This is a genomic window from Phytobacter palmae (assembly GCF_039409775.1).
In the GTDB taxonomy this organism is placed as follows: domain Bacteria; phylum Pseudomonadota; class Gammaproteobacteria; order Enterobacterales; family Enterobacteriaceae; genus Phytobacter; species Phytobacter palmae.
Window position 1 is genome coordinate 1 of sequence record NZ_JBCIVJ010000014.1, and the last position, 20,113, is coordinate 20,113.

Sequence of the window (20,113 nt, forward strand, 5' to 3'; positions counted from 1 at the left end):
AAAAGCCAGCTTACGCTGGCTTTTTGGCTCATTGACGATGTCTTATTTGGCAATCTGCGCATGCATTTCCTGAACGGAGGTCACCTTGTCGGTGGCATCAGCGTTCAGCGCCATCGCGGTAGCAAAACCACCATTCAGCGTAGTGTCGTAATGCACCTTGTACTGCAGCGCGCTGCGGCGAATCAACTTGGAGTCTTCAATCGCCTGACGGCCTGCGGTGGTGTTGATGATGTAGGTATATTCGCCATTCTTAATACGATCCTGAATGTGCGGACGACCTTCATGCACCTTATTCACCAGACGCGGATTAATACCGGCTTCACCCAGTACAATCGCCGTACCGTGGGTCGCATCCAGTTCGAAACCGAACTTGAGCAGTTTCGCTGCCAGGTCAACCACACGCTCTTTGTCTCCTTCACGCACAGAGAGCAGCGCACGACCATATTTCTTCATCGTTGAGTTGCTACCCAGTTGCGCTTTAGCAAACGCTTCAGCAAAGGTACGGCCCACGCCCATCACTTCCCCGGTAGAACGCATTTCTGGTCCTAACAGCGGGTCAACGCCCGGGAATTTATTGAACGGCAGCACCACTTCTTTCACCGAGTAGTACGGCGGGATAATTTCTTTGGTGACGCCCTGCTGTGCCAGAGTCTGGCCAACCATCACACGTGCCGCCACTTTCGCAAGCGCAACACCGGTGGCTTTGGAGACGAACGGTACGGTACGCGCCGCACGCGGGTTAACTTCAATCAGATAAACTTCGTTATCTTTCACTGCGAACTGGACGTTCATCAGACCACGAACCTGCAGTTCGAAGGCCAGTTTCTGCACCTGCTGGCGCATCACATCCTGAATATCCTGGCTCAGGGTGTAAGCAGGCAAGGAACAGGCGGAGTCACCAGAGTGCACGCCTGCCTGCTCGATATGCTCCATAATGCCGCCAATCAGCACCATTTCGCCATCACAGATAGCATCCACATCCACTTCTACCGCGTCGTCCAGGAAGCGGTCCAGCAACACCGGCGCATCGTTGGAAACGCTGACGGCAGTCTGGAAGTAACGACGCAGGTCGGCTTCGTCGTAGACAATTTCCATCGCACGGCCGCCGAGCACGTAAGACGGGCGTACTACCAGCGGGTAGCCAATCTCTTTCGCCCGCTCAACAGCTTGTTCGATAGCCGTTACGGTAGCGTTCGCCGGTTGTTTCAGTTTCAGACGATCAACCGCCTGTTGGAAACGCTCACGGTCTTCGGCACGGTCAATGGCATCCGGGCTGGTACCGATAACCGGCACACCTGCCGCTTCCAGCGCGCGCGCCAGTTTCAGCGGTGTCTGGCCGCCGTACTGCACGATAACGCCTTTCGGCTTCTCGATGCGCACGATTTCCAGAACATCTTCCAGGGTTACCGGCTCAAAGTAGAGGCGGTCAGAAGTGTCATAGTCGGTGGAGACGGTTTCCGGGTTACAGTTGACCATGATGGTCTCGTAACCATCTTCACGCAGCGCCAGCGAGGCATGTACGCAGCAGTAGTCAAATTCGATACCCTGACCGATACGGTTCGGGCCGCCACCCAGAACCATAATTTTATCGCGGTCCTGGTTCGGATTCGCTTCGCACTCCTCTTCATACGTGGAGTACATATAGGCGGTGTCGGTGGCGAATTCTGCCGCACAGGTGTCCACACGTTTGTAGACCGGGTGCAGATTGTACTGATCGCGCAGCTTGCGAATTTCCGCTTCACGCACGCCTGCCAGTTTAGCCAGACGCGCATCGGCAAAGCCTTTACGCTTGAGCAGACGCAGGAAGTCGGCGTCGAGGCCGTTAATGCCCACCTCGGCGACTTTTTCTTCCAGGCGCACCAGTTCTTCAATCTGCACCAGGAACCAGCGGTCAATGTTGGTCAGGTTAAAGACGCCATCAACGGACAGGCCAGCACGGAAAGCATCAGCGATGTACCAGATACGCTCGGCGCCAGCATCTTTCAGCTCGCGACGAATTTTGGTCAGCGCTTCCGGGTCATCCAGGCTCACTTTCGGATCAAAACCCGTCGCGCCCACTTCCAGACCACGCAAGGCTTTCTGCATAGATTCCTGCTGCGTGCGACCAATCGCCATCACTTCACCGACAGATTTCATCTGGGTGGTAAGGCGGTCGTTAGCACCAGCGAATTTCTCGAAGTTAAAGCGAGGGATCTTGGTAACAACGTAGTCGATAGACGGTTCGAAAGATGCCGGAGTACGGCCACCGGTGATATCGTTCATCAATTCGTCGAGGGTGTAACCCACCGCCAGTTTCGCCGCCACTTTGGCAATCGGGAAGCCGGTCGCTTTCGAGGCCAGTGCGGAGGAGCGGGATACGCGCGGGTTCATTTCGATAACAATCAGACGGCCATTTTTCGGGTTAACCGAGAACTGCACATTTGAACCGCCTGTTTCCACGCCGATTTCACGCAGTACCGCCATCGAGGCGTTACGCATGATTTGATACTCTTTATCAGTCAGGGTCTGTGCAGGCGCAACGGTGATGGAATCACCGGTGTGGATGCCCATGGCGTCGAAGTTTTCGATGGAGCAGACGATGATACAGTTGTCGTTTTTATCACGCACCACCTCCATCTCATACTCTTTCCAGCCAATCAGCGATTCATCTATTAACAGCTCTTTGGTCGGTGACAGATCCAGGCCGCGGGCGCAGATCTCTTCAAACTCTTCACGGTTATAGGCGATACCGCCACCCGTACCGCCCATGGTGAAGGACGGACGAATAATGCACGGGTAACCCACGTCAGCCGCAACGGCCAGCGCCTCTTCCATATTGTGCGCGATACCGGAACGCGCGGTTTCCAGACCGATTTTCTTCATCGCCACGTCGAAACGGCGGCGGTCTTCTGCTTTATCAATCGCGTCAGCGGTCGCACCGATCATGGTGACGCCAAACTCTGCCAGGACACCCTGACGTTCCAGCTCCAGCGCACAGTTCAGCGCTGTCTGGCCGCCCATGGTCGGCAGAACTGCATCCGGACGCTCTTTTTCGATGATTTTGCGCACCACTTCCCAGTGGATCGGCTCAATATAGGTTGCATCCGCCATTTCCGGGTCGGTCATGATCGTCGCCGGGTTGGAGTTGACCAGGATGACGCGATATCCCTCTTCACGCAGCGCTTTACACGCCTGCGCGCCGGAGTAGTCGAACTCACAGGCCTGACCGATAACAATCGGACCGGCGCCAAGGATCAGGATGCTTTTTATGTCTGTACGTTTTGGCATGGCTCTTTTTCGCTCCTGATTATTTAGCAGACTGACGGTAAATCTTAATTAACTCGATAAAATGGTCGAACAGCGGCGCAGCATCGTGCGGACCAGGGCTCGCCTCCGGGTGGCCCTGGAAGCTGAATGCCGGTTTGTCCGTGCGATGAATCCCCTGCAGGGTGCCATCAAACAGCGATTTGTGCGTAACACGCAGGTTGGCAGGCATGGACGCTTCATCCACCGCGAAACCGTGGTTCTGTGCGGTAATCATCACGGTGTTGTTATCGATATCTTTTACCGGGTGGTTGCCGCCGTGGTGGCCGAACTTCATCTTCACGGTTTTCGCGCCACTCGCCAGCGCCAGCAACTGGTGACCGAGACAGATACCGAATACCGGAATATCGGTCTCAAGGAATTTCCCGATCGCCTCGATGGCGTAGTCGCAAGGTGCCGGGTCGCCAGGGCCATTAGAAAGGAAGATACCGTCCGGGTTCATTTTCAGCACATCTTCTGCCGACGTCTTCGCCGGAACCACCGTCAGGCGGCAGCCTCTGTCCACCAGCATACGCAGGATGTTACGTTTCGCGCCAAAATCGTAAGCCACAACATGCAGCGGCAGTTCAGCTTCGCTTTTCGCTTCCGGCAGCTCGCCTTTCAGTGTCCAGCTCCCCTGCGTCCAGCTATATGGCTCGGCAGTCGTCACTTCTTTCGCCAAATCCATACCGTTCAGCCCCGGGAAGCTTTTCGCTTTCTCCAGCGCCAGTGCGGCATCCAGGTTGTCCCCGGCGATGATGCAGCCATTCTGCGCACCTTTTTCACGCAGCAGACGCGTCAGCTTACGGGTATCAATATCGGCAATCGCCACGATGTTATGGCGTTTCAGATAGGAAGAGAGATCTTCGGTATTGCGGTAGTTGCTGGCAATCAGCGGCAGATCACGAATAACCAGGCCTTGCGCATGTACCTGAGAGGATTCTTCATCGGCGGCGTTGGTGCCGACATTACCAATATGAGGATAAGTAAGGGTGACAATTTGGCGGGAGTAGGAAGGATCAGTGAGGATTTCTTGATAACCGGTCATTGAAGTATTGAAAACGACTTCCCCAACCGCCGAACCTGTTGCCCCTATGGCCCGACCGTAAAACTGGGTTCCGTCTTCCAGAACCAATAGCGCTGACTTAATCAAAACACCCTCCAGAGAATATTCACTCACTTTATTTGCATATTAATTCAATTATAAGCCTTGAATCAATGCAAATTTGCGTAACCGCGAATTTTTTGCAAACGGCGGCATTCTGGAGACATGAAGGGTAAAAGTCAACTCATAGCGCATCTTTTTCATGTCTTTTTGCGCCCCAGAAAAGAATAGCACGATTTATAGGGCAAAAAGATCACATTACCAGAGCAAGGAAAACGCTTGCGTCGCCATTAAACTGGTTACATTCACCATGGCTTAGTAAAAAGTAGACCAAATGGTCAAAATTTACATTTTAGCAACCAAAATGAGATGAGATATTTGAATTAACAGGGAACTAAAGGAGAAAATCATATGAAATCGACAAAATAAAAGGGCAATAAAATATTGCCCTATGCAATCAAGAAATTACGACTGCAACAACCACATCACGATGGGTAATAACTCTTACAAATTGTTCAGATCCAGCACATCTCGCATATCAAAAAGGCCAGTATCTTTATCTTTTAGCCACAAAGCGGAGCGAACAGCGCCATTGGCAAAAGTCATTCGGCTTGATGCTTTATGGCTAATTTCAACGCGTTCACCGATATCAGCAAACATTGCCGTATGTTCACCGACAATGTCGCCCGCGCGGACGGTCACAAAGCCAATTGTGCCCGGTACGCGTTCGCCGGTATGACCTTCACGTGCATAAACTGCGCAATCTTTTAAATCTTTATTCAGTGCATGGGCAATAGACTCCCCCATGGCCAACGCAGTCCCCGACGGCGCATCCACTTTGTAACGGTGATGTGCTTCGATAATTTCGATATCGGTGTACTCCCCCATCACCTTTGCCGCTTTTTCCAGCAGCTTAAGCATCACGTTCACGCCAACACTGAAATTCGCCGCGAAGACAATGGCAACCTCTTGCGACGCATCGCGAATTGCCGCTTTGCCCGCGTCATCAAAACCGGTTGTACCAATAACCATCCCTTTGCGGTGCTGGCGACAAAATGCCAGGTGAACCAGGGTCCCTTCCGGGCGGGTAAAATCAATCAATACATCAAAATCGTCTTTTACCGCCTGCAGATCGCTGCTCACGATAACGCCTGTTGTACCCACGCCAGCGAGCTCTCCTGCATCACTACCCAGCAGGGAAGAACCTTCTCGCTCCAGCGCTGCGCCAAGCGCAACGCCGTCCATCTGCAGGGTTGCCTGAATTAACTGGCGGCCCATACGCCCACCGGCGCCCGCGATGGCTACGCGGATTTGTGCATCATGCATAGTTGTACTCTTTTGTTAATGAAATGCTGAAAATCGTTCTCAGATTAACCAGCCCACGGCGGGGCTACCAGCCGAAAACACCGATAATTAGAATTAAATGATAAACAGCGGTAAATATCAGTAAAAGACATGAGTTCGCATGTTGCGAATTGAGTAGCAAAACCCACAGAAGACACTGATCATCGGAGTACTAAGAAGATTTTCCGCTACGGCGAAGCGTTACCGCCTCGCCTTTTGCTGAAAGACAACACACCGCGCGTCAGTGAACGATCAGCCTTCATCCACCGTATAGCTGACAATGAGCTGGCCTTTTTTCATTTTGATACTGGTGAGTGTGATTTGCCCGATTTCACGCAGCGAGCAAACATGAGTACCACCACAGCCATAGGCAGGCAATTTGCCAAAGCGAACCTGCCGCTTCCCTTCGGAAAAATCGATGTGGCGCGGCAGATCTTCATCTATCCATGCGTTGATTTTTGCCGTCAACATCTCTGCGGTGACATTCCCGTTACCGTTAAATGTGATGCGCCCTTCCCCTGGCCAGTGATGAGCTTTGACAGGCTGCCAGCCGAATTCTTCACCCGCAGTGCCAATGAGATGCCCGGCCGAATGCCAGCGCGCATGAACGCGGCGTAATTCATCATCGACACAGAGTGTAACCGGGCCTGGCGCGACTGGTGTGGCCGTACGATGCCATACGGTCTCGCCGTTGGCGAAAACCCGCTGTACGGGTACGTCGCCTATTGTGCCACCGTCAGAAGGCTGCCCGCCGCCCTGTGGATGGAAGAGCGTGGCATCCAGCTCAATCACAAAACCGTCCTCCCCATCGGGAATGCATTGCACAACGTTGGCCCGACCGTGCGTCTCATCGCAGGTGTAGTAATTTCGTGTTGTCATTTTTTCCTCCTGATTGCACGACCAGTATATTATTTTCACTGACTATGATAATCCGTTGTGCTCTCAACACACTTTTGCCTGGCAGACACAAATGAATACCACCCTGCTTCCCGATCTCGCCACCTTTGTTCTGATTGTCGATCAGGGCAGCTTTTCTGCCGCCGCGCGTATTTCCGGTGCGACGCCATCGGCAATGAGCCGCTGTGTTTCCCGCCTTGAACAGGCGCTGGGCAATAAATTATTGCACCGCACAACGCGAAAACTGCGGTTGAGTGAGTCTGGTCGCAGCGTGTACGAACATGCACAGATGATGCTGGAAGCCGCGAAGCAGGCAATGAATGCGGGCAGCAGCGTGCAGGATTGTGCACAAGGCACCCTGACCATCAGCGTCCCCAAAGCCGTGGGGCGATTTGTTATCCACCCGCTCATGGGCGAATTTCTGACCCGTTACCCGCAGGTTGATATACGGCTGCGTCTGGAAGATCGTTATATGGATTTAATTGATGACGGCGTCGACCTGGCACTGCGCATTACCAACTCGCCTTCTCCCGGCCTGCACGGTAAGCCGTTGATACCGATTAAGCACTTGATTTGCGCCACTCCGGCGTATTTGCATCAGCACGGCATTCCCGAGAAGCCAGAAGATTTGCGCGAACATAGCTGCATAAGTCTTGGCGAAACACCCACCGATTCACGCTGGAAATTTCGTAAACGTGGCAAAAGCGAAACCATTCAGACCCATGGGCGCTATGCCGCGAACCATACTGGTGTTCGCCTTGATGCGGTGTTAAATCATCTGGGGATAGGCAGCCTGCCGCTGTTTACCGCCAGTGCGGCACTGGCGCGAGGCGAGATAGTCCAGGTGCTGCCGGACTGGGAATTTATTAGCGACTATTCAGGACAACTCTGGCTACTGTGGTCGTCAGGAAAACATATGCCCGCCAGGATGCGGGCAATGATTGATTATTTAAGTGAGAAAATGCCCCTGGTCTCGCTTACGGCGCCTTACTGAGCACCTCTGCCACCCAGGCGCGAAATGCATCAATATCAATGTCCAGTGCTACCTGCGCATTCGCGGGTTTACCCAGACGATTTTCAATATCCACAACAGTCGTGCCAGCGGTGTACATCCCCTGGGTTTCCACCGCCACAAAGCAGGATTTCAGGGTAAAAATCTCCGGGCGCACCAGCCAGGCAATCGCGCAGAGGTCATGCATACGTAACCCGGTCACCATGCTACCGCTGCGGTAGTGACTAAACAGGGCATGCAGCATTTTCCCGGTTTGATTTCCCGCAGGCAGGGTGGCCAGATAATCCGGGGTGAGTGTGGCAGAGTTAGTCACATCCAGGCCGCACATCACAATCTCCAGCCCGCTTTCAAAGACACGCGCGGCCGCTTCCGGGTCAATGGCGATATTGAATTCGGCATTTGGCGTGAAATTACCACGCCCGGCAGAACCGCCCATCATCACCAGACGACGAATGTTGAACTGGCATTCCGGATAGTGGGATAACAACAGGGCAATGTTGGTCAATGGGCCAATCGCCACCAGCGTGATCGGTTCAGGTGATGCCATCAGCACATCGCGGATCGCCTGAAACGCCGGCTTTGCCAGCGGCTGGCGCTGATGTTCAACAAAGTTATAGCCTTCCATGCCAGATTCACCGTGCACACTCGCCGCATCGCGCAATGGGCGCAGCAACGGCGTCGCGGCACCCTGCGCCACCGGGATACTCGCATTCCAGAAATGAAGCAATTGCAGGGCGTTGCGGGTGGTTTTCTCAAGCGAGACATTACCTGCAACTGTGGTCATCAGTTTGAGATCAAGCTCAGGAGCAAAAAGCGCGGCGGCAATAGCCGCAGCGTCGTCAATTCCAGGGTCGGTGTCGAGAATAATGGGCAGGCGTTCCATAAGTGATTATTCCTCCAGTCCTTATTAGCCAATTGACCGGCGATTAGCTTACTATGTAGCGCATGACTGTGAACGTATTTAGCCGAGAATTGCAATGAAAGTCCCACAGGCCAGTATTTCTGAAACGGTAACTCAGCATCTTGCTGGTCGTATCCTGCGTGGCGAGCTCCTGCCTGGCACCGCGCTGCCGGGTGAAAATGAGCTGGCGACAGAGTACGCCGTCTCACGTACCTCGATTCGCAATGCACTGGCCGTGCTCGCCGCCAAAGGGTTGATCTCTATTCAGGCTAAAAAACGCAGTACGATCACTCACCGTGACCAGTGGAGCCTGCTCGATCTTGATGTTCTCAACTGGCTTTCAAAAGGCCATGTTGACGCACAATTGGTTGAACAGTTGATGATCACCCGCCTCATTTTCGAACCCAACGTCGCGACGCTTGCTGCAATGAACGCGAATGGGCATGACCTCGCAGCGCTGGAAGACGCCCTGACGCTGATGCGGCGCGGACAAAAAGAAGCCGATCGCGAACCGTTTGAAGAGGGCGATATCGCATTTCACCAGGCGCTTCTGCGGGCAGCGCATAACCCTTTTCTTCTGGCGTTAGGTAATGCGTTAAGCGCGGCAATGGTGCTTTCGTTCCGTCAAACACTGGAAGAGGACGTGCGGCTTACCAAAACCGCCATTGATGAGCACTATCGTCTTTTCGAGGCTATTCGTCTGCGTAATGCCGATGATGCTCGCCAGCACATGCGTTCAATCCTTCTCCATGCCGCGCAAAAAAGCATCTGGCAACAGCGGCCTGCTTTCATCGACAGCATTCTCTGATCCTTTTCTGATGTAATTTCGATCAATCTCACAGATTGCGGTTATCTTTTACCCTAGCATTCTTGTATTACAAGATTAACATTGTTGTATTACTTGAAATGAAAAGAGACTGGATAGCCGTTGACTGGGGTACGACCAATTTTCGTGCCTTTCTCATGAATGAAAACCGCGTCATTGCCCGCATATCCGCACCATGCGGCCTGTTGACCATCGAGAACGGTGCGTTTGCTGACACACTTCACCAGCAGTTACGGCCCTGGATCGTCGAGGCTGGCCCTGTTCCGGTGTTGATGGCAGGAATGGTAGGTTCGCAACAAGGATGGCAGAACGTGCCTTATGTCACTCTTCCCGCTGCGGCAAAGGATGTACTGGCCGGTGTACAGCCGGTTGAGACACCCTGGGGAAGTCTGGCATGGATCACGCCGGGTTTATGCGGACAAAGCGCGTGGGATCAACCGGATGTGATGCGCGGTGAAGAGATTCAGTTGCTTGGCCTTAACGCCCTCCATCCGGCACAAGAGCACTACGCACTGTTGCCGGGTACGCACAGCAAACACGCATGGATGAAAAATGGCTGCATCACGGCATTTTCTACGCTGATGACAGGCGAACTCTTTTCCGTCCTTAGCGAACACTCTCTGTTAGGCCGCGCGCTGCCACCGCAACAGGAAGATAATCGTAGTTTTCTCGCTGGCGTCAGCGCGGCGCAACGTTCTGTCCCATTCAGCCACCTGATTTTTTCCGCCCGAACCCGGCGTTTATCGGGAGAGATCGCCGCTGAGCATATCCACAGTTTCCTGTCAGGGCTGTTAATTGGCGACGAACTTTCTACCTTGCCGTCAGGGCAACGGGCCTGGATAGTGGGCTCGACATCACTTACTGCACGCTACCAACTCGCGGCCACTGTGACTGGCGCATCTCTTACTACCGTTGATGGCGATGACTGCTTCCTCCAGGGACTGGCGTTGCTTCGTTCACATCTTCAGGAGCTTACTCCATGAACCACACCTCCTTTTTTGAGCTCTGGCGCCATGAGCCGTTACCTCTGATCGCCATACTGCGCGGCATCACACCGGATGAGGCTGCCGACGCTGCGCAAATCCTGATCTCTGCCGGATTTCGCTGGATTGAAGTTCCGCTTAACAGCCCATCCCCGCTGGATTCCATCAGGATAATGCGCGACGTTGCTGGCGATCGCGCCAGGATTGGCGCAGGCACGGTATTGACTGTCCGCCAGGTCGATCAGGTTGCAGAATGCGGTGGGCAACTGATCGTCTCGCCCAACTGTAACCCTGATGTCATTCGCCATACTCGCCACCTCGGTCTGGTCAGTCTGCCGGGCGTGATGACACCCTCAGAAGCCTTTACCGCCATCGATGCGGGAGCCAGCGCACTGAAATTGTTCCCCGCCGAGTTTCTCAGCGCAGAGTTAATGAAGGCTTTCCGTACCGTATTGCCAGCGGACATAGCCTGCCTGCCCGTTGGCGGAATCCGCCCGGACAGTCAGCAAATGCAACGCTTTCTCAACAATGGTGCCAATGGATTTGGGTTAGGGAACGGTATCTATCAGGCCGGGATAAACCGTGACGAACTTAAGCTCCGCGCCGGGGCATGGCGCAATGCCTGGCAAGAAATAACACGCTGACCTTTTGCACTTTTCAGACAGAAGAACGCCGCACTCTGGCGGCTGATTATTGATTCATACGAGACAATAAAAATGAAAACACCTACCGTCTTTGAAAATGCTGTTTACAGTAAAGTGACCCGCAGGCTGATCCCGTTTCTGATCCTCTGTTACTTTTTTGCCTATCTTGACCGCGTCAATGTAGGTTTCGCCAAACTGCATATGCAGGATGCGCTCAGTTTCAGCGATACCGTCTACGGACTGGGAGCAGGAATCTTCTTTATCGGCTACTTCCTGTTTGAACTGCCAAGCAACCTGTTAATGCAGCGTTTCGGGCCGCGTTTCTGGATCGCCCGTATCATGGCGACCTGGGCGGTACTTTCGGCAGGGATGATGTTTGTGACCACGCCGACCCAATTCTATGTGATCCGCTTCCTGCTCGGCGTCGCGGAAGCTGGCTTCTTTCCAGGGATTGTCTTTTATCTCACGCTGTGGTTTCCGTCCTGGCGTTCTGCGCGCACGCTGGGACTATTTATCCTGGTGACGCCCCTCTCCACGATTATCGGCAGTCCGTTATCGGGTCTGATTCTTAAACTGTTCGAAGACGTTGGCGGGCTGCATAACTGGCAGTGGCTGTTCCTGATAGAAGCCATTCCCTCATTCCTGTTGGCGTTTGTGGTCTTGCGCTATCTGGATAACGACGTTAAATCAGCGAAATGGCTGAATGACTCTGAAAAACAGGTGATTCTGGACGATCTGGCAAAAGATGCTTTACATCGTGCGCAAAGCGCCCACGGAAAGGTCGACAGTTCTCTCAGCGCTATGTTCAAAAACGGCTATGTCTGGCTGCTGGCGCTAACCTTCTTTAGCTTCAATATTGGCTACTACGGCATCAATTTCTGGCTCCCCTCCATCATCAAAACCTCCGGTATCAGTGACGATTTCCAGATTGGTTTGCTGGCTGCCCTGCCCTATATATTCGGCGCGGCGTTTATGGTCTGGAACAGCCGTCACTCCGATTTAAAACAAGAGCGTCGCTGGCACATCGCCATTCCCGCCATCATTGGCTGCGTGGGTTTGACGCTCAGTGCATATTGCAGCGGTTCTACTTTCTGGATGATGACCTGGATTTGCCTCGCCATGTCCGGAACGCTGGCGTTAATTCCTACCTACATCAGTCTGCCAGGCGCCATGCTGTCGGGAACGGCGGCCGCGGCGGGCATTGCGCTGGTTAACTCGATTGGAAACCTCGCGGGTTTCTTTGGCCCAACGGTGCTCGGCTGGTTGAAAGACACCACCGGCAGCACAGACAGTGGGTTGTACATCCTTGCAGGATTTTTATTGCTGGTCGCCCCGCTGATTATGGCGTTACCTGCACGGCTCGCGAATCCAGGGCGGAGTTCTGTCACGACAGCCGCTGACAAGCAACACAACGCCACCCAACACACCTACCGTTAGATTAAATGAGACTGCTATGAAGAGTGAATGTGGAGGATGTGCCCATTGCGGCACGCATTTCAGCCCAATCCTCGAGGGTGACGATGGCGCACTGAAACGCGCCCTGTATAAATCGATGGGGCACACGGACGAACAACTGCGCCGTCCGGTTATTGCGGTTGTGAATAGCTACACCAACGCCACCGCCGGACACGCTAATCTTAACGAGCTTACCGCTCATGTATTAAAAGGGATTGATGAGGCGGGCGGCGTCGGCATGGTCTTCGGCACAATTGCCCCCTGCGATGGCATTGCCGAAGGGCATCTGGGAATGCGCTACATTCTCGCCGCCCGGGAAGTAATCACGATGTCCATTGAGAGCATGATGCGCGCCCATCGTTTTGACGGCATGGTGTTACTCGGCTCTTGCGACAAAATTGTACCCGCCATGTTAATGGCGGCCGCACGGCTGGATCTCCCCGCCATCATGGTCAACGGCGGGCCGATGTATCCGGCGGAATACAAAGGCAAACACTGGGATGGCAATATTGTCACAGAAGCCATCGGCTGGAAAAAACGCGGCGAAATCGACGACGCCGAGTTTGCCCATATTGAAAATATCGCCGAACCGGGGCCGGGTTCCTGCACCATGTACGGCACCGCTAATACCATGTGCAGTATCGCCGAAGTGCTGGGGATGAGCCTGCCGGGCAGCAGCATGTTGCCCGCCGTCTCGAAAGAGAGACGCGCCTGTGCTCTGGAAACGGGCAAACAGGCGGTGACGCTGGTCCGCGAAGGCATAAACGCCCGTAAAATTATCACCCCGGATGCGATTCACAACGCAATGGTCTATCTGCTGGCAACCGGCGGTTCAACCAACGCGATTCTGCATCTCCAGGCTATTCATTACGAAGCGGAGTTAGGCCATTTGCCACTGTCGGCGTTTGACGAATTAAGCCACCACGTACCGCTGGTCGCCTCGCTCTATCCGGCATCCGAGTACGACATGATTGATTTCTGGGAAGCAGGTGGCGTACCCGCAGTGGAGTATGAAATCGCTGCGCTGATGAAGCCAAACGCCCTGACCGTTGTGGGTAAAACCAAGGGCGAGCTGTTGCAACAGGGACATCGCACTTCACGCCCGGAGGTGATTCATACACTGGCGATTCCGGTGCGTAACGAAGCGGGCGTCGCCGTGCTGCATGGCAATTTATCGCCGCTGGGTTGCGTCGTGAAACCAGCGGCCGTCCCGGAAAATCTGATGACGTTTAGCGGCCCGGCGGTGGTGTTCAACAGCGAACAAGAATCTGTCGACGCGATTCTGTCCGGACATATTCAGCCCGGAAGTGTGCTGGTATTGCGCTATGAAGGGCCAAAAGGCGGTCCGGGCATGCCGGAGATGTACAAGCCGATGAAATGTCTGGAAGGGATGGGATTATCCGACAGTTGCGCGCTGATCACCGATGGTCGTTTTTCCGGCTCCAACCGCGGTCTGTTTGTCGGGCATATCTCGCCGGAAGCGACCGACGGCGGCGCGCTGGGTCTGGTGGAAAATGGCGATACGATCAGTATCGACATACCAACACGCACGTTAACACTGCATGTTGATGATCAGGTACTGGCTGCGCGTCGTGCATGCTGGCAACCGGTGAAGAAAGAGGTGCCGCGCGGCTTTTTACGTCTTTATCGTCGCTGGGCGTTACCCGCTGCGCAAGGCGCTGTACTGGCTGACCGGGAGGAGATGGAATGAGTACACATTACACCGCAACTGATATTCGCGGCGTCAATCCAATCGTGGCAATGCCGTTCACTTCACAGGGCGAAATCGACGAGCGCAGTTTTATCCGCCTGCTGGAACATCTCGCCAGCACCGGTGCGCACGGTGTAACGCTGTTTGGCATCGCCAGCGAATTTCCAAAACTTGACGATAACGAACGCGACAGACTGTCGCAGCTTTTCATCAGTACGCTGGCGGGCGGCCCCTTATACCGTGCAATGTCCATTACCGACCACAGTACGGAGCTTGCCGTAAAACGCGCGAGGCGTTACCGCGCTCTGGGCGCAGATGCGCTGATGTTACTGCCGCCGTTCTTTCTGTCACCCAGCCCACAGGCGGTACAGGCGCATATTTATGCGGTACTGGAGGCGGTCGATATTCCGGTGATGGTGCAATATGCGCCAGGTGAAACCGGATTGCCGATCACCCCACAGCAGCTTGCGGATGTGGCTGAACGCTATCCTCATGCCGTCTTTAAAATTGAGTGCAATCCGCCGGTGGAGTACACGCGGGAGTTCTTGCGCTTCGCCCCACAGGCCAGCGTGCTGAACGGTTACGCCGGATTGTATATGTTAAAAATGCTCGAAGCGGGCGGCAAAGGCGTGATGCCAGGATGTTCATTCACCGAAGTGTATGTGCAAATTTATCGCCACTGGCAGGCCGGGGAATACGGGCAGGCCGACGCCCTGCATCAGCGCCTGTTACCCTTTATCCAGCGCTGGATGAGCCACTGTGAGTACATTATTCAGGTGGAAAAAACGGTGCTGCTGGAGCGCGGCATTATCGCCAGCGACTACTGCCGCCGTCCGGGCTGGACGCTAACAGAGACAGATCGTTCAGCAATAGATGATTTCCGCCAAACGTTCGGTTTGTGCTGATGCCATTGAAAAAGGGGTCATCACCCCTTTCATATTATTGACCAACTCTACGAAACTTTTGCCGGATAGCGGCTAATGCCTTATCCGGCCTACAAAAATTTGTATTCTGTAGGCCAGATAAGCTTACGCCATCGGCATTTTAACGTTTGTCTGCAGTCTCACGGAAAGCCTGGCTCCCGTTTATTAATCCACTTGCTGAATATCAAGACGCAACTCTTTCGGTACTTCGAAAACGATGTTCTCTTCACGACCTTCCAGGGGAATGGCTTCCCCGCCGCCGAGTTCCTGCAGACGGGAGATAACGTTTTGCACCAGCACGTCAGGCGCCGACGCCCCGGCGGTTACGCCAACGCAACGGATATCGCGCACCCACTCTTCCTGAATATCAGAGGCATCATCAATCAGGTAAGCGGATTTACCCATACGCTGGGCCAGTTCAGCCAGACGGTTGGAGTTCGACGAGTTCTTCGATCCGACAACCAGTACCACTTCCGCCTGTTCCGCCAGCGCGCGCACGGCTTCCTGACGATTGGTTGTGGCGTAGCAAATATCATCTTTACGCGGCCCGACGATTTTCGGGAAACGCTGACGCAGCGCATCAATCACGTCGGAAGTATCATCCACGGAGAGGGTCGTCTGGGTCATAAAGGAGAGCTTATTGGTATCTTTGATCTCAAGCGTTTGTACGTCTTCCGGCGATTCCACCAGGTACATTCCCCCTTTGGGGTTGCTGTACTGGCCCATGGTGCCTTCAACTTCCGGATGGCCAGCATGGCCAATCAGGATAGCCTCTTCCCCACGACGGCTGGCGCGAGCAACTTCCATATGCACTTTGGTCACCAGCGGACAGGTGGCATCAAACACGGTCAGATCGCGGCTTTTCGCTTCGTTACGTACCGCCTGTGAAACACCGTGCGCAGAGAAAATCAGGATCGCGCCATCCGGTACTTCACTGATTTGTTCAATAAAAATGGCCCCGCGTTCACGCAGGCTGTCTACCACGTAACGGTTGTGGACCACTTCGTGACGGACATAAATGGGCGCCCCATAGATCGCCAGCGCGTTTTCAACAATGCTAATCGCGCGGTCTACGCCTGCACAAAAACCACGTGGGTTAGCCAACAGGATCTGCATGCATCCCCTCCAGTGCCGGTTCCACTTCCAGCACGTCGACATCAAAATGAACGGTCTGTCCTGCCAGCGGGTGATTGAAGTCAACGGTAATAGAATCGCCGTTAATCTCACGGATCACGCCAGGCATTTCGCTGCCATCCATTGCGGTAAAAAGCATAATCGCGCCGATTTCTGGCTCGCCCGCGTCCATAAAATCACGGCGCGAGAAGTACTGAATCAGATCGGGAACCGGCGTGCCAAATGCCGCGTCCGGTTCAAGCGAAAACGCTTTTTTGTCGCCTGCTTTCAACCCCAGCAAATGCTGCTCAAGCCCTTCAGACAGCGAACCGTCCCCCAGACGAAACAGTGCAGGTTTACCATTATTGCGGGTTGACTCAGCGGTGGAGCCATCTTCGAGTTTGAGCGTAAAGTGCACCAGCACCGCGCTATTACTCTGTACAGATTTTGACATGCAGGTTCGCTCACTTGTTTTGCCCGGTGACGATAATGCTTACCGGATCTACGGATAACCCAGGCCGGGCAAGCGTAACGCCGCCCGGCAGGTTTTGTTACGCCTGTTTCTTCGCAGCCGCGTTTGGCAAGAAGCCTTCCAGCACAATCAGCGCCGCGCCGACGCAAATGAAGCTGTCGGCCAGGTTGAAGGTGGCGAAATGCCAGTCGCCGACATAAAAGTCGATCATATCAACGACAAAACCATGCCACAGGCGATCGAACAGATTGCCTAACGCGCCACCGATAATCATCGCGTAGGCGATATTGTTCAGCTTCTGCGACGCTTTTGAACGGTACATCAGCACCGCCAGCACGACGGAGATACCGATGGCGATACCGGCGAAGAACCAACGCTGCCAGCCACCGCTATCAGCAAGGAAGCTAAACGCAGCGCCATAGTTACGCGCGTAATGCAGATTAAGCGACGGGAACAGCGACACCGTATCCCCCAGCGCAAAGTGCTGGAGGATAAGGAACTTGCTGCCCAGATCGATAATCAGCACGACTACCACCAGCCACAACCAGCGTAGCCCTGTTGAAAAGATCGGTTTACTCATCAGGCAAACTTACGTTTTTCGCCGTCACCGGCGACGTTGCTGACACAGCGTCCGCAGATTTCTGCGTGTTCCGCTACCTTGCCGACATCCTGAGTGTAATGCCAGCAACGCGGGCATTTCTCACCTTCGGCTTTGCTTAACGCCACTTTCAGGCCTTTGAGCAGTTCGCTCTGCTGAGCATCAGCAGAAGCCTCGGCATAATCCGCAACTTTCGCACCAGAGGTCAACAGGACAAATCGTAATTCGTCACCCAGCGCCGTCAGCTTCGCCGCCAGCTCCGGTTCGGCGTACAGGGTGACTGCCGCTTCCAGAGAGCCGCCGACTTTCTTGTCTGCACGCGCCTGCTCGATAACCTTGTTCACTTCGCCACGGACTTTCAGCAGCTCGTCCCAGTAGGCGTCGTTCATGGCTTCGGTTTCCGCCAGACCAAACAGCCCCTGGTACCATTCGCCGGTGAACACATATTTCTCGCGCTCGCCTGGCAGGTAGCCCCAGATTTCATCAGCGGTGAAGGACATGATCGGCGCCATCCAACGCACCAGTGCTTCTGCGATATGGTACAGCGCAGTCTGGCAGCTACGACGAGCAACACTATCGGCCTTCGCGGTGTACTGACGGTCTTTGATGATGTCGAGGTAGAAAGAGCCCATCTCGATGGAGCAGAAACGCATCAGACGCTGCACAACTTCATGGAAATCATAAGAGTCATACGCGCTGATGATATCTTTCTGCGCTGCCTGCGCGCAGCCAACCGCCCAACGATCCAGCACAACCATCTCTTCCGGTTTCACCATGTCTTTTGCCGGATCGAAACCATTCAGGTTCGCCAGCAGGAAGCGCGCGGTGTTACGAATACGACGATAGCTGTCGGCGGCACGTTTGAGGATCTCGTCAGATACCGCCATTTCACCGGTATAGTCAGTTGATGCCACCCACAGACGCAGAATATCTGCGCCCAGTTTGTTCATCACGTCCTGTGGAGAAACGGTATTACCGATAGATTTGGACATCTTACGGCCCTGACCATCTACGGTGAAACCGTGGGTCAGTACCTGGCGGTAAGGTGCTTTACCTTTCATCGCGACGCTAATCATCAAAGAGGACATAAACCAGCCGCGATGCTGGTCAGAACCTTCCAGATACATATCCGCGGCGTGACCACAGAATTCCGGACGCGCGTCAACAACAGAGTAGCTTGTTGAACCGGAGTCAAACCAGACATCCAGGGTATCCGGCACTTTCACGTAGTTGTCAGCGTCATCGCCCAGGATTTCACGTGGGTCAAGGTCCCACCATGCCTGAATACCGTCTTTCTCAACGTATTTAGCCACAGCTTCCATCAGTTCAGTGGTGCGCGGATGCAGCTCTTCGGTGTCTTTATGCACGAATAGCGCCATCGGCACGCCCCAGGTGCGCTGGCGAGAGATACACCAGTCAGGACGGTTCGCGACCATCGATTCGATACGTGCTTTACCCCATGCCGGGATCCAGCCGCTCAGGTTCTCTTTTGCCAGACCTTCCTGCTCAATGCGATCGATCTCTTTCAGAGACTGAATGCGCAGGCCTTTCTGATCCATGCTGACGAACCATTGTGGAGTCGCGCGGAAAATGATCGGCGACTTGTGACGCCAGCAGCATGGATAGCTATGTTGCAGTTTTTCAACATGCAGCAGTGAACCATTGTCACGCAGCAGATTGACGATAATGTCGTTTGCTTTGAAGACATTAACACCATCCAGAATCGGATACGTACCCGGCAGGTAGGCACCATCCGGGCCAACCGGGTTAGCGATTTCCAGACCGTATTTTTGGCTGATCGTGTAGTCATCAGGGCCGTGACCACCTGCGGTATGCACCGCACCTGTACCGGCTTCCAGCGTCACGTGATCGCCCAGGATCGCAGGCACATCAAATTCAAGGAACGGATGCTTAAAGCGCATCAGCTCCAGCTCAGAACCTTTCACTACACCCAGCACGGTAAACTCACTGATGCCAGCGCGTTTCATCACGCTGTCTACCAGGTCTTTCGCGAGGATCAAGGCCTGGCCTTCAATCTGCACCAGCGCATAGTCAAATTCCGGGGACAGGGAGATTGCGCGGTTCGCCGGTAGCGTCCATGGGGTGGTGGTCCAGATAACCAGGGAAACCGGGCCGCTAACGCTGGCAACGCCAAACTTCGCTTTTACCGCGTCAGCATCAACGGCATGGAACGCCACGTCGATGGACGGAGAAGTTTTGTCGTAATACTCAACTTCTGCTTCCGCCAGAGCTGAACGGCAGTCTACGCACCAGTGCACCGGCTTGGCGCCCTTGTGCAGATGGCCGTTGCCGATGATTTTACCCAGCGCACGGATGATGTTGGCTTCGGTTTTGAAATCCATGGTGCGATACGGATGTTCCCAGTCGCCCAACACGCCAAGACGGATAAAGTCTTTGCGCTGGCCGTCGATCTGGGCGGCTGCGTATTCACGGCATTTTGCACGGAATTCCGCCGCGGTGAATTTCTCACCCGGCTTACCAAACTCCTGCTCAACTTTCAGTTCGATCGGCAGTCCATGGCAGTCCCATCCTGGCACATACGGCGAGTCGTAACCCGCGAGGCCTTTGGACTTCACGATAATGTCTTTCAGAATCTTGTTAACCGAGTGACCAATATGAATGCTGCCATTCGCATAAGGGGGGCCATCATGCAGAATGAAGGTTTTTTTGCCTTTTTTGGCTGCACGAATGATGCCGTACAGGTCATCATCAGTCCAACGCGCCAGCATTCCCGGTTCGCGTTTGGCGAGATCGCCACGCATCGGGAACCCTGTTTCCGGCAAATTCAGGGTTGATTTATAGTCACTCATCAGATTCTCGGTTCCG

At 54.1% G+C, this 20,113-nt stretch carries 16 protein-coding genes; 7 read left to right on the forward strand and 9 right to left on the reverse strand.

All coding sequences use genetic code 11. The features are described 5' to 3' along the window. Nucleotides 1–42: 42 nt before the first annotated feature. From carB to AAIG39_RS16770, 4 genes are all read right to left on the reverse strand, one after another. Nucleotides 43–3,267 carry a carbamoyl-phosphate synthase large subunit gene (carB, locus tag AAIG39_RS16755; RefSeq protein ID WP_090081526.1) on the reverse strand — a complete coding sequence of 1,075 codons (3,225 nt, stop codon included), beginning with the start codon at nt 3,265–3,267 and terminating at the stop codon, nt 43–45. A 19-nt stretch (nt 3,268–3,286) separates the two neighbouring features. Beyond that, on the reverse strand, nt 3,287–4,435 hold the full coding sequence (gene carA, locus AAIG39_RS16760) for a glutamine-hydrolyzing carbamoyl-phosphate synthase small subunit (RefSeq protein ID WP_090081525.1): 1,149 nt from the start codon (nt 4,433–4,435) through the stop codon (nt 3,287–3,289). Nucleotides 4,436–4,891: 456 nt separating this feature from the next. Continuing rightward, complete coding sequence (gene dapB, locus AAIG39_RS16765; RefSeq protein WP_343194303.1) at nt 4,892–5,713, reverse strand: 4-hydroxy-tetrahydrodipicolinate reductase; 822 nt, start codon at nt 5,711–5,713, stop codon at nt 4,892–4,894. Nucleotides 5,714–5,983: 270 nt separating this feature from the next. Then, nucleotides 5,984–6,610: an alanyl-tRNA editing protein gene (locus AAIG39_RS16770; protein ID WP_343194304.1), complete on the reverse strand. Its 627-nt coding sequence runs from the start codon at nt 6,608–6,610 to the stop codon at nt 5,984–5,986. A 91-nt stretch (nt 6,611–6,701) separates the two neighbouring features. Between AAIG39_RS16770 and AAIG39_RS16775 the strand changes: the two genes are divergently transcribed. Next, nucleotides 6,702–7,622: a LysR family transcriptional regulator gene (locus tag AAIG39_RS16775; protein ID WP_343194305.1), complete on the forward strand. Its 921-nt coding sequence runs from the start codon at nt 6,702–6,704 to the stop codon at nt 7,620–7,622. On the opposite strand, the gene rihC is transcribed toward AAIG39_RS16775, so the two are convergent. Then, a complete protein-coding gene (rihC, locus tag AAIG39_RS16780; RefSeq protein WP_343194306.1) occupies nt 7,606–8,523 on the reverse strand; it encodes a ribonucleoside hydrolase RihC in 918 nt (305 codons plus the stop codon). The genes AAIG39_RS16775 and rihC overlap by 17 nt on opposite strands. Before the next feature lie 94 nt (nt 8,524–8,617). Here rihC and AAIG39_RS16785 point away from each other — a divergent pair, with 94 nt between their 5' ends. The 6 genes from AAIG39_RS16785 (at nt 8,618) to AAIG39_RS16810 (ending at nt 15,065) form a co-directional block, all read left to right on the forward strand. After that, nucleotides 8,618–9,349 carry a FadR/GntR family transcriptional regulator gene (locus AAIG39_RS16785; protein ID WP_343194307.1) on the forward strand — a complete coding sequence of 244 codons (732 nt, stop codon included), beginning with the start codon at nt 8,618–8,620 and terminating at the stop codon, nt 9,347–9,349. 98 nt (nt 9,350–9,447) lie between these two features. Beyond that, nucleotides 9,448–10,350: a 2-dehydro-3-deoxygalactonokinase gene (locus tag AAIG39_RS16790; protein ID WP_343194308.1), complete on the forward strand. Its 903-nt coding sequence runs from the start codon at nt 9,448–9,450 to the stop codon at nt 10,348–10,350. Further along, on the forward strand, nt 10,347–10,994 hold the full coding sequence (locus tag AAIG39_RS16795; RefSeq protein WP_090081514.1) for a 2-dehydro-3-deoxy-6-phosphogalactonate aldolase: 648 nt from the start codon (nt 10,347–10,349) through the stop codon (nt 10,992–10,994). Before AAIG39_RS16790 ends, AAIG39_RS16795 begins: the two co-directional genes overlap by 4 nt. A gap of 72 nt (nt 10,995–11,066) precedes the next feature. Next, a complete protein-coding gene (locus AAIG39_RS16800; protein ID WP_343194309.1) occupies nt 11,067–12,431 on the forward strand; it encodes an MFS transporter in 1,365 nt (454 codons plus the stop codon). Nucleotides 12,432–12,447: 16 nt separating this feature from the next. Next, the gene (gene ilvD, locus AAIG39_RS16805) at nt 12,448–14,160 is read left to right on the forward strand and encodes a dihydroxy-acid dehydratase (protein WP_343194310.1); all 1,713 of its coding nucleotides are present in this window, start codon (nt 12,448–12,450) and stop codon (nt 14,158–14,160) included. Beyond that, nucleotides 14,157–15,065 (forward strand): dihydrodipicolinate synthase family protein, encoded by a 909-nt coding sequence (locus AAIG39_RS16810; RefSeq protein ID WP_090081507.1) that lies wholly within the window; start codon nt 14,157–14,159, stop codon nt 15,063–15,065. Before ilvD ends, AAIG39_RS16810 begins: the two co-directional genes overlap by 4 nt. A 183-nt stretch (nt 15,066–15,248) precedes the next feature. Here the strand turns inward: AAIG39_RS16810 and ispH are convergent, their stop codons facing one another. The 4 genes from ispH to ileS form a co-directional block, all read right to left on the reverse strand. After that, nucleotides 15,249–16,199, reverse strand: coding sequence for a 4-hydroxy-3-methylbut-2-enyl diphosphate reductase (ispH, locus tag AAIG39_RS16815; RefSeq protein ID WP_090081504.1), 951 nt, complete (start codon nt 16,197–16,199; stop codon nt 15,249–15,251). Beyond that, nucleotides 16,180–16,650 carry an FKBP-type peptidyl-prolyl cis-trans isomerase gene (gene fkpB / locus AAIG39_RS16820; protein ID WP_039078301.1) on the reverse strand — a complete coding sequence of 157 codons (471 nt, stop codon included), beginning with the start codon at nt 16,648–16,650 and terminating at the stop codon, nt 16,180–16,182. The genes ispH and fkpB overlap by 20 nt, the downstream gene beginning before the upstream one ends. A 97-nt stretch (nt 16,651–16,747) precedes the next feature. Then, on the reverse strand, nt 16,748–17,248 hold the full coding sequence (lspA, locus tag AAIG39_RS16825; protein WP_047371888.1) for a signal peptidase II: 501 nt from the start codon (nt 17,246–17,248) through the stop codon (nt 16,748–16,750). After that, entirely contained in the window at nt 17,248–20,097 is a 2,850-nt protein-coding gene (gene ileS, locus AAIG39_RS16830) for an isoleucine--tRNA ligase (RefSeq protein WP_343194311.1), read from the reverse strand. The genes lspA and ileS overlap by 1 nt, the downstream gene beginning before the upstream one ends. Nucleotides 20,098–20,113: the final 16 nt, after the last annotated feature.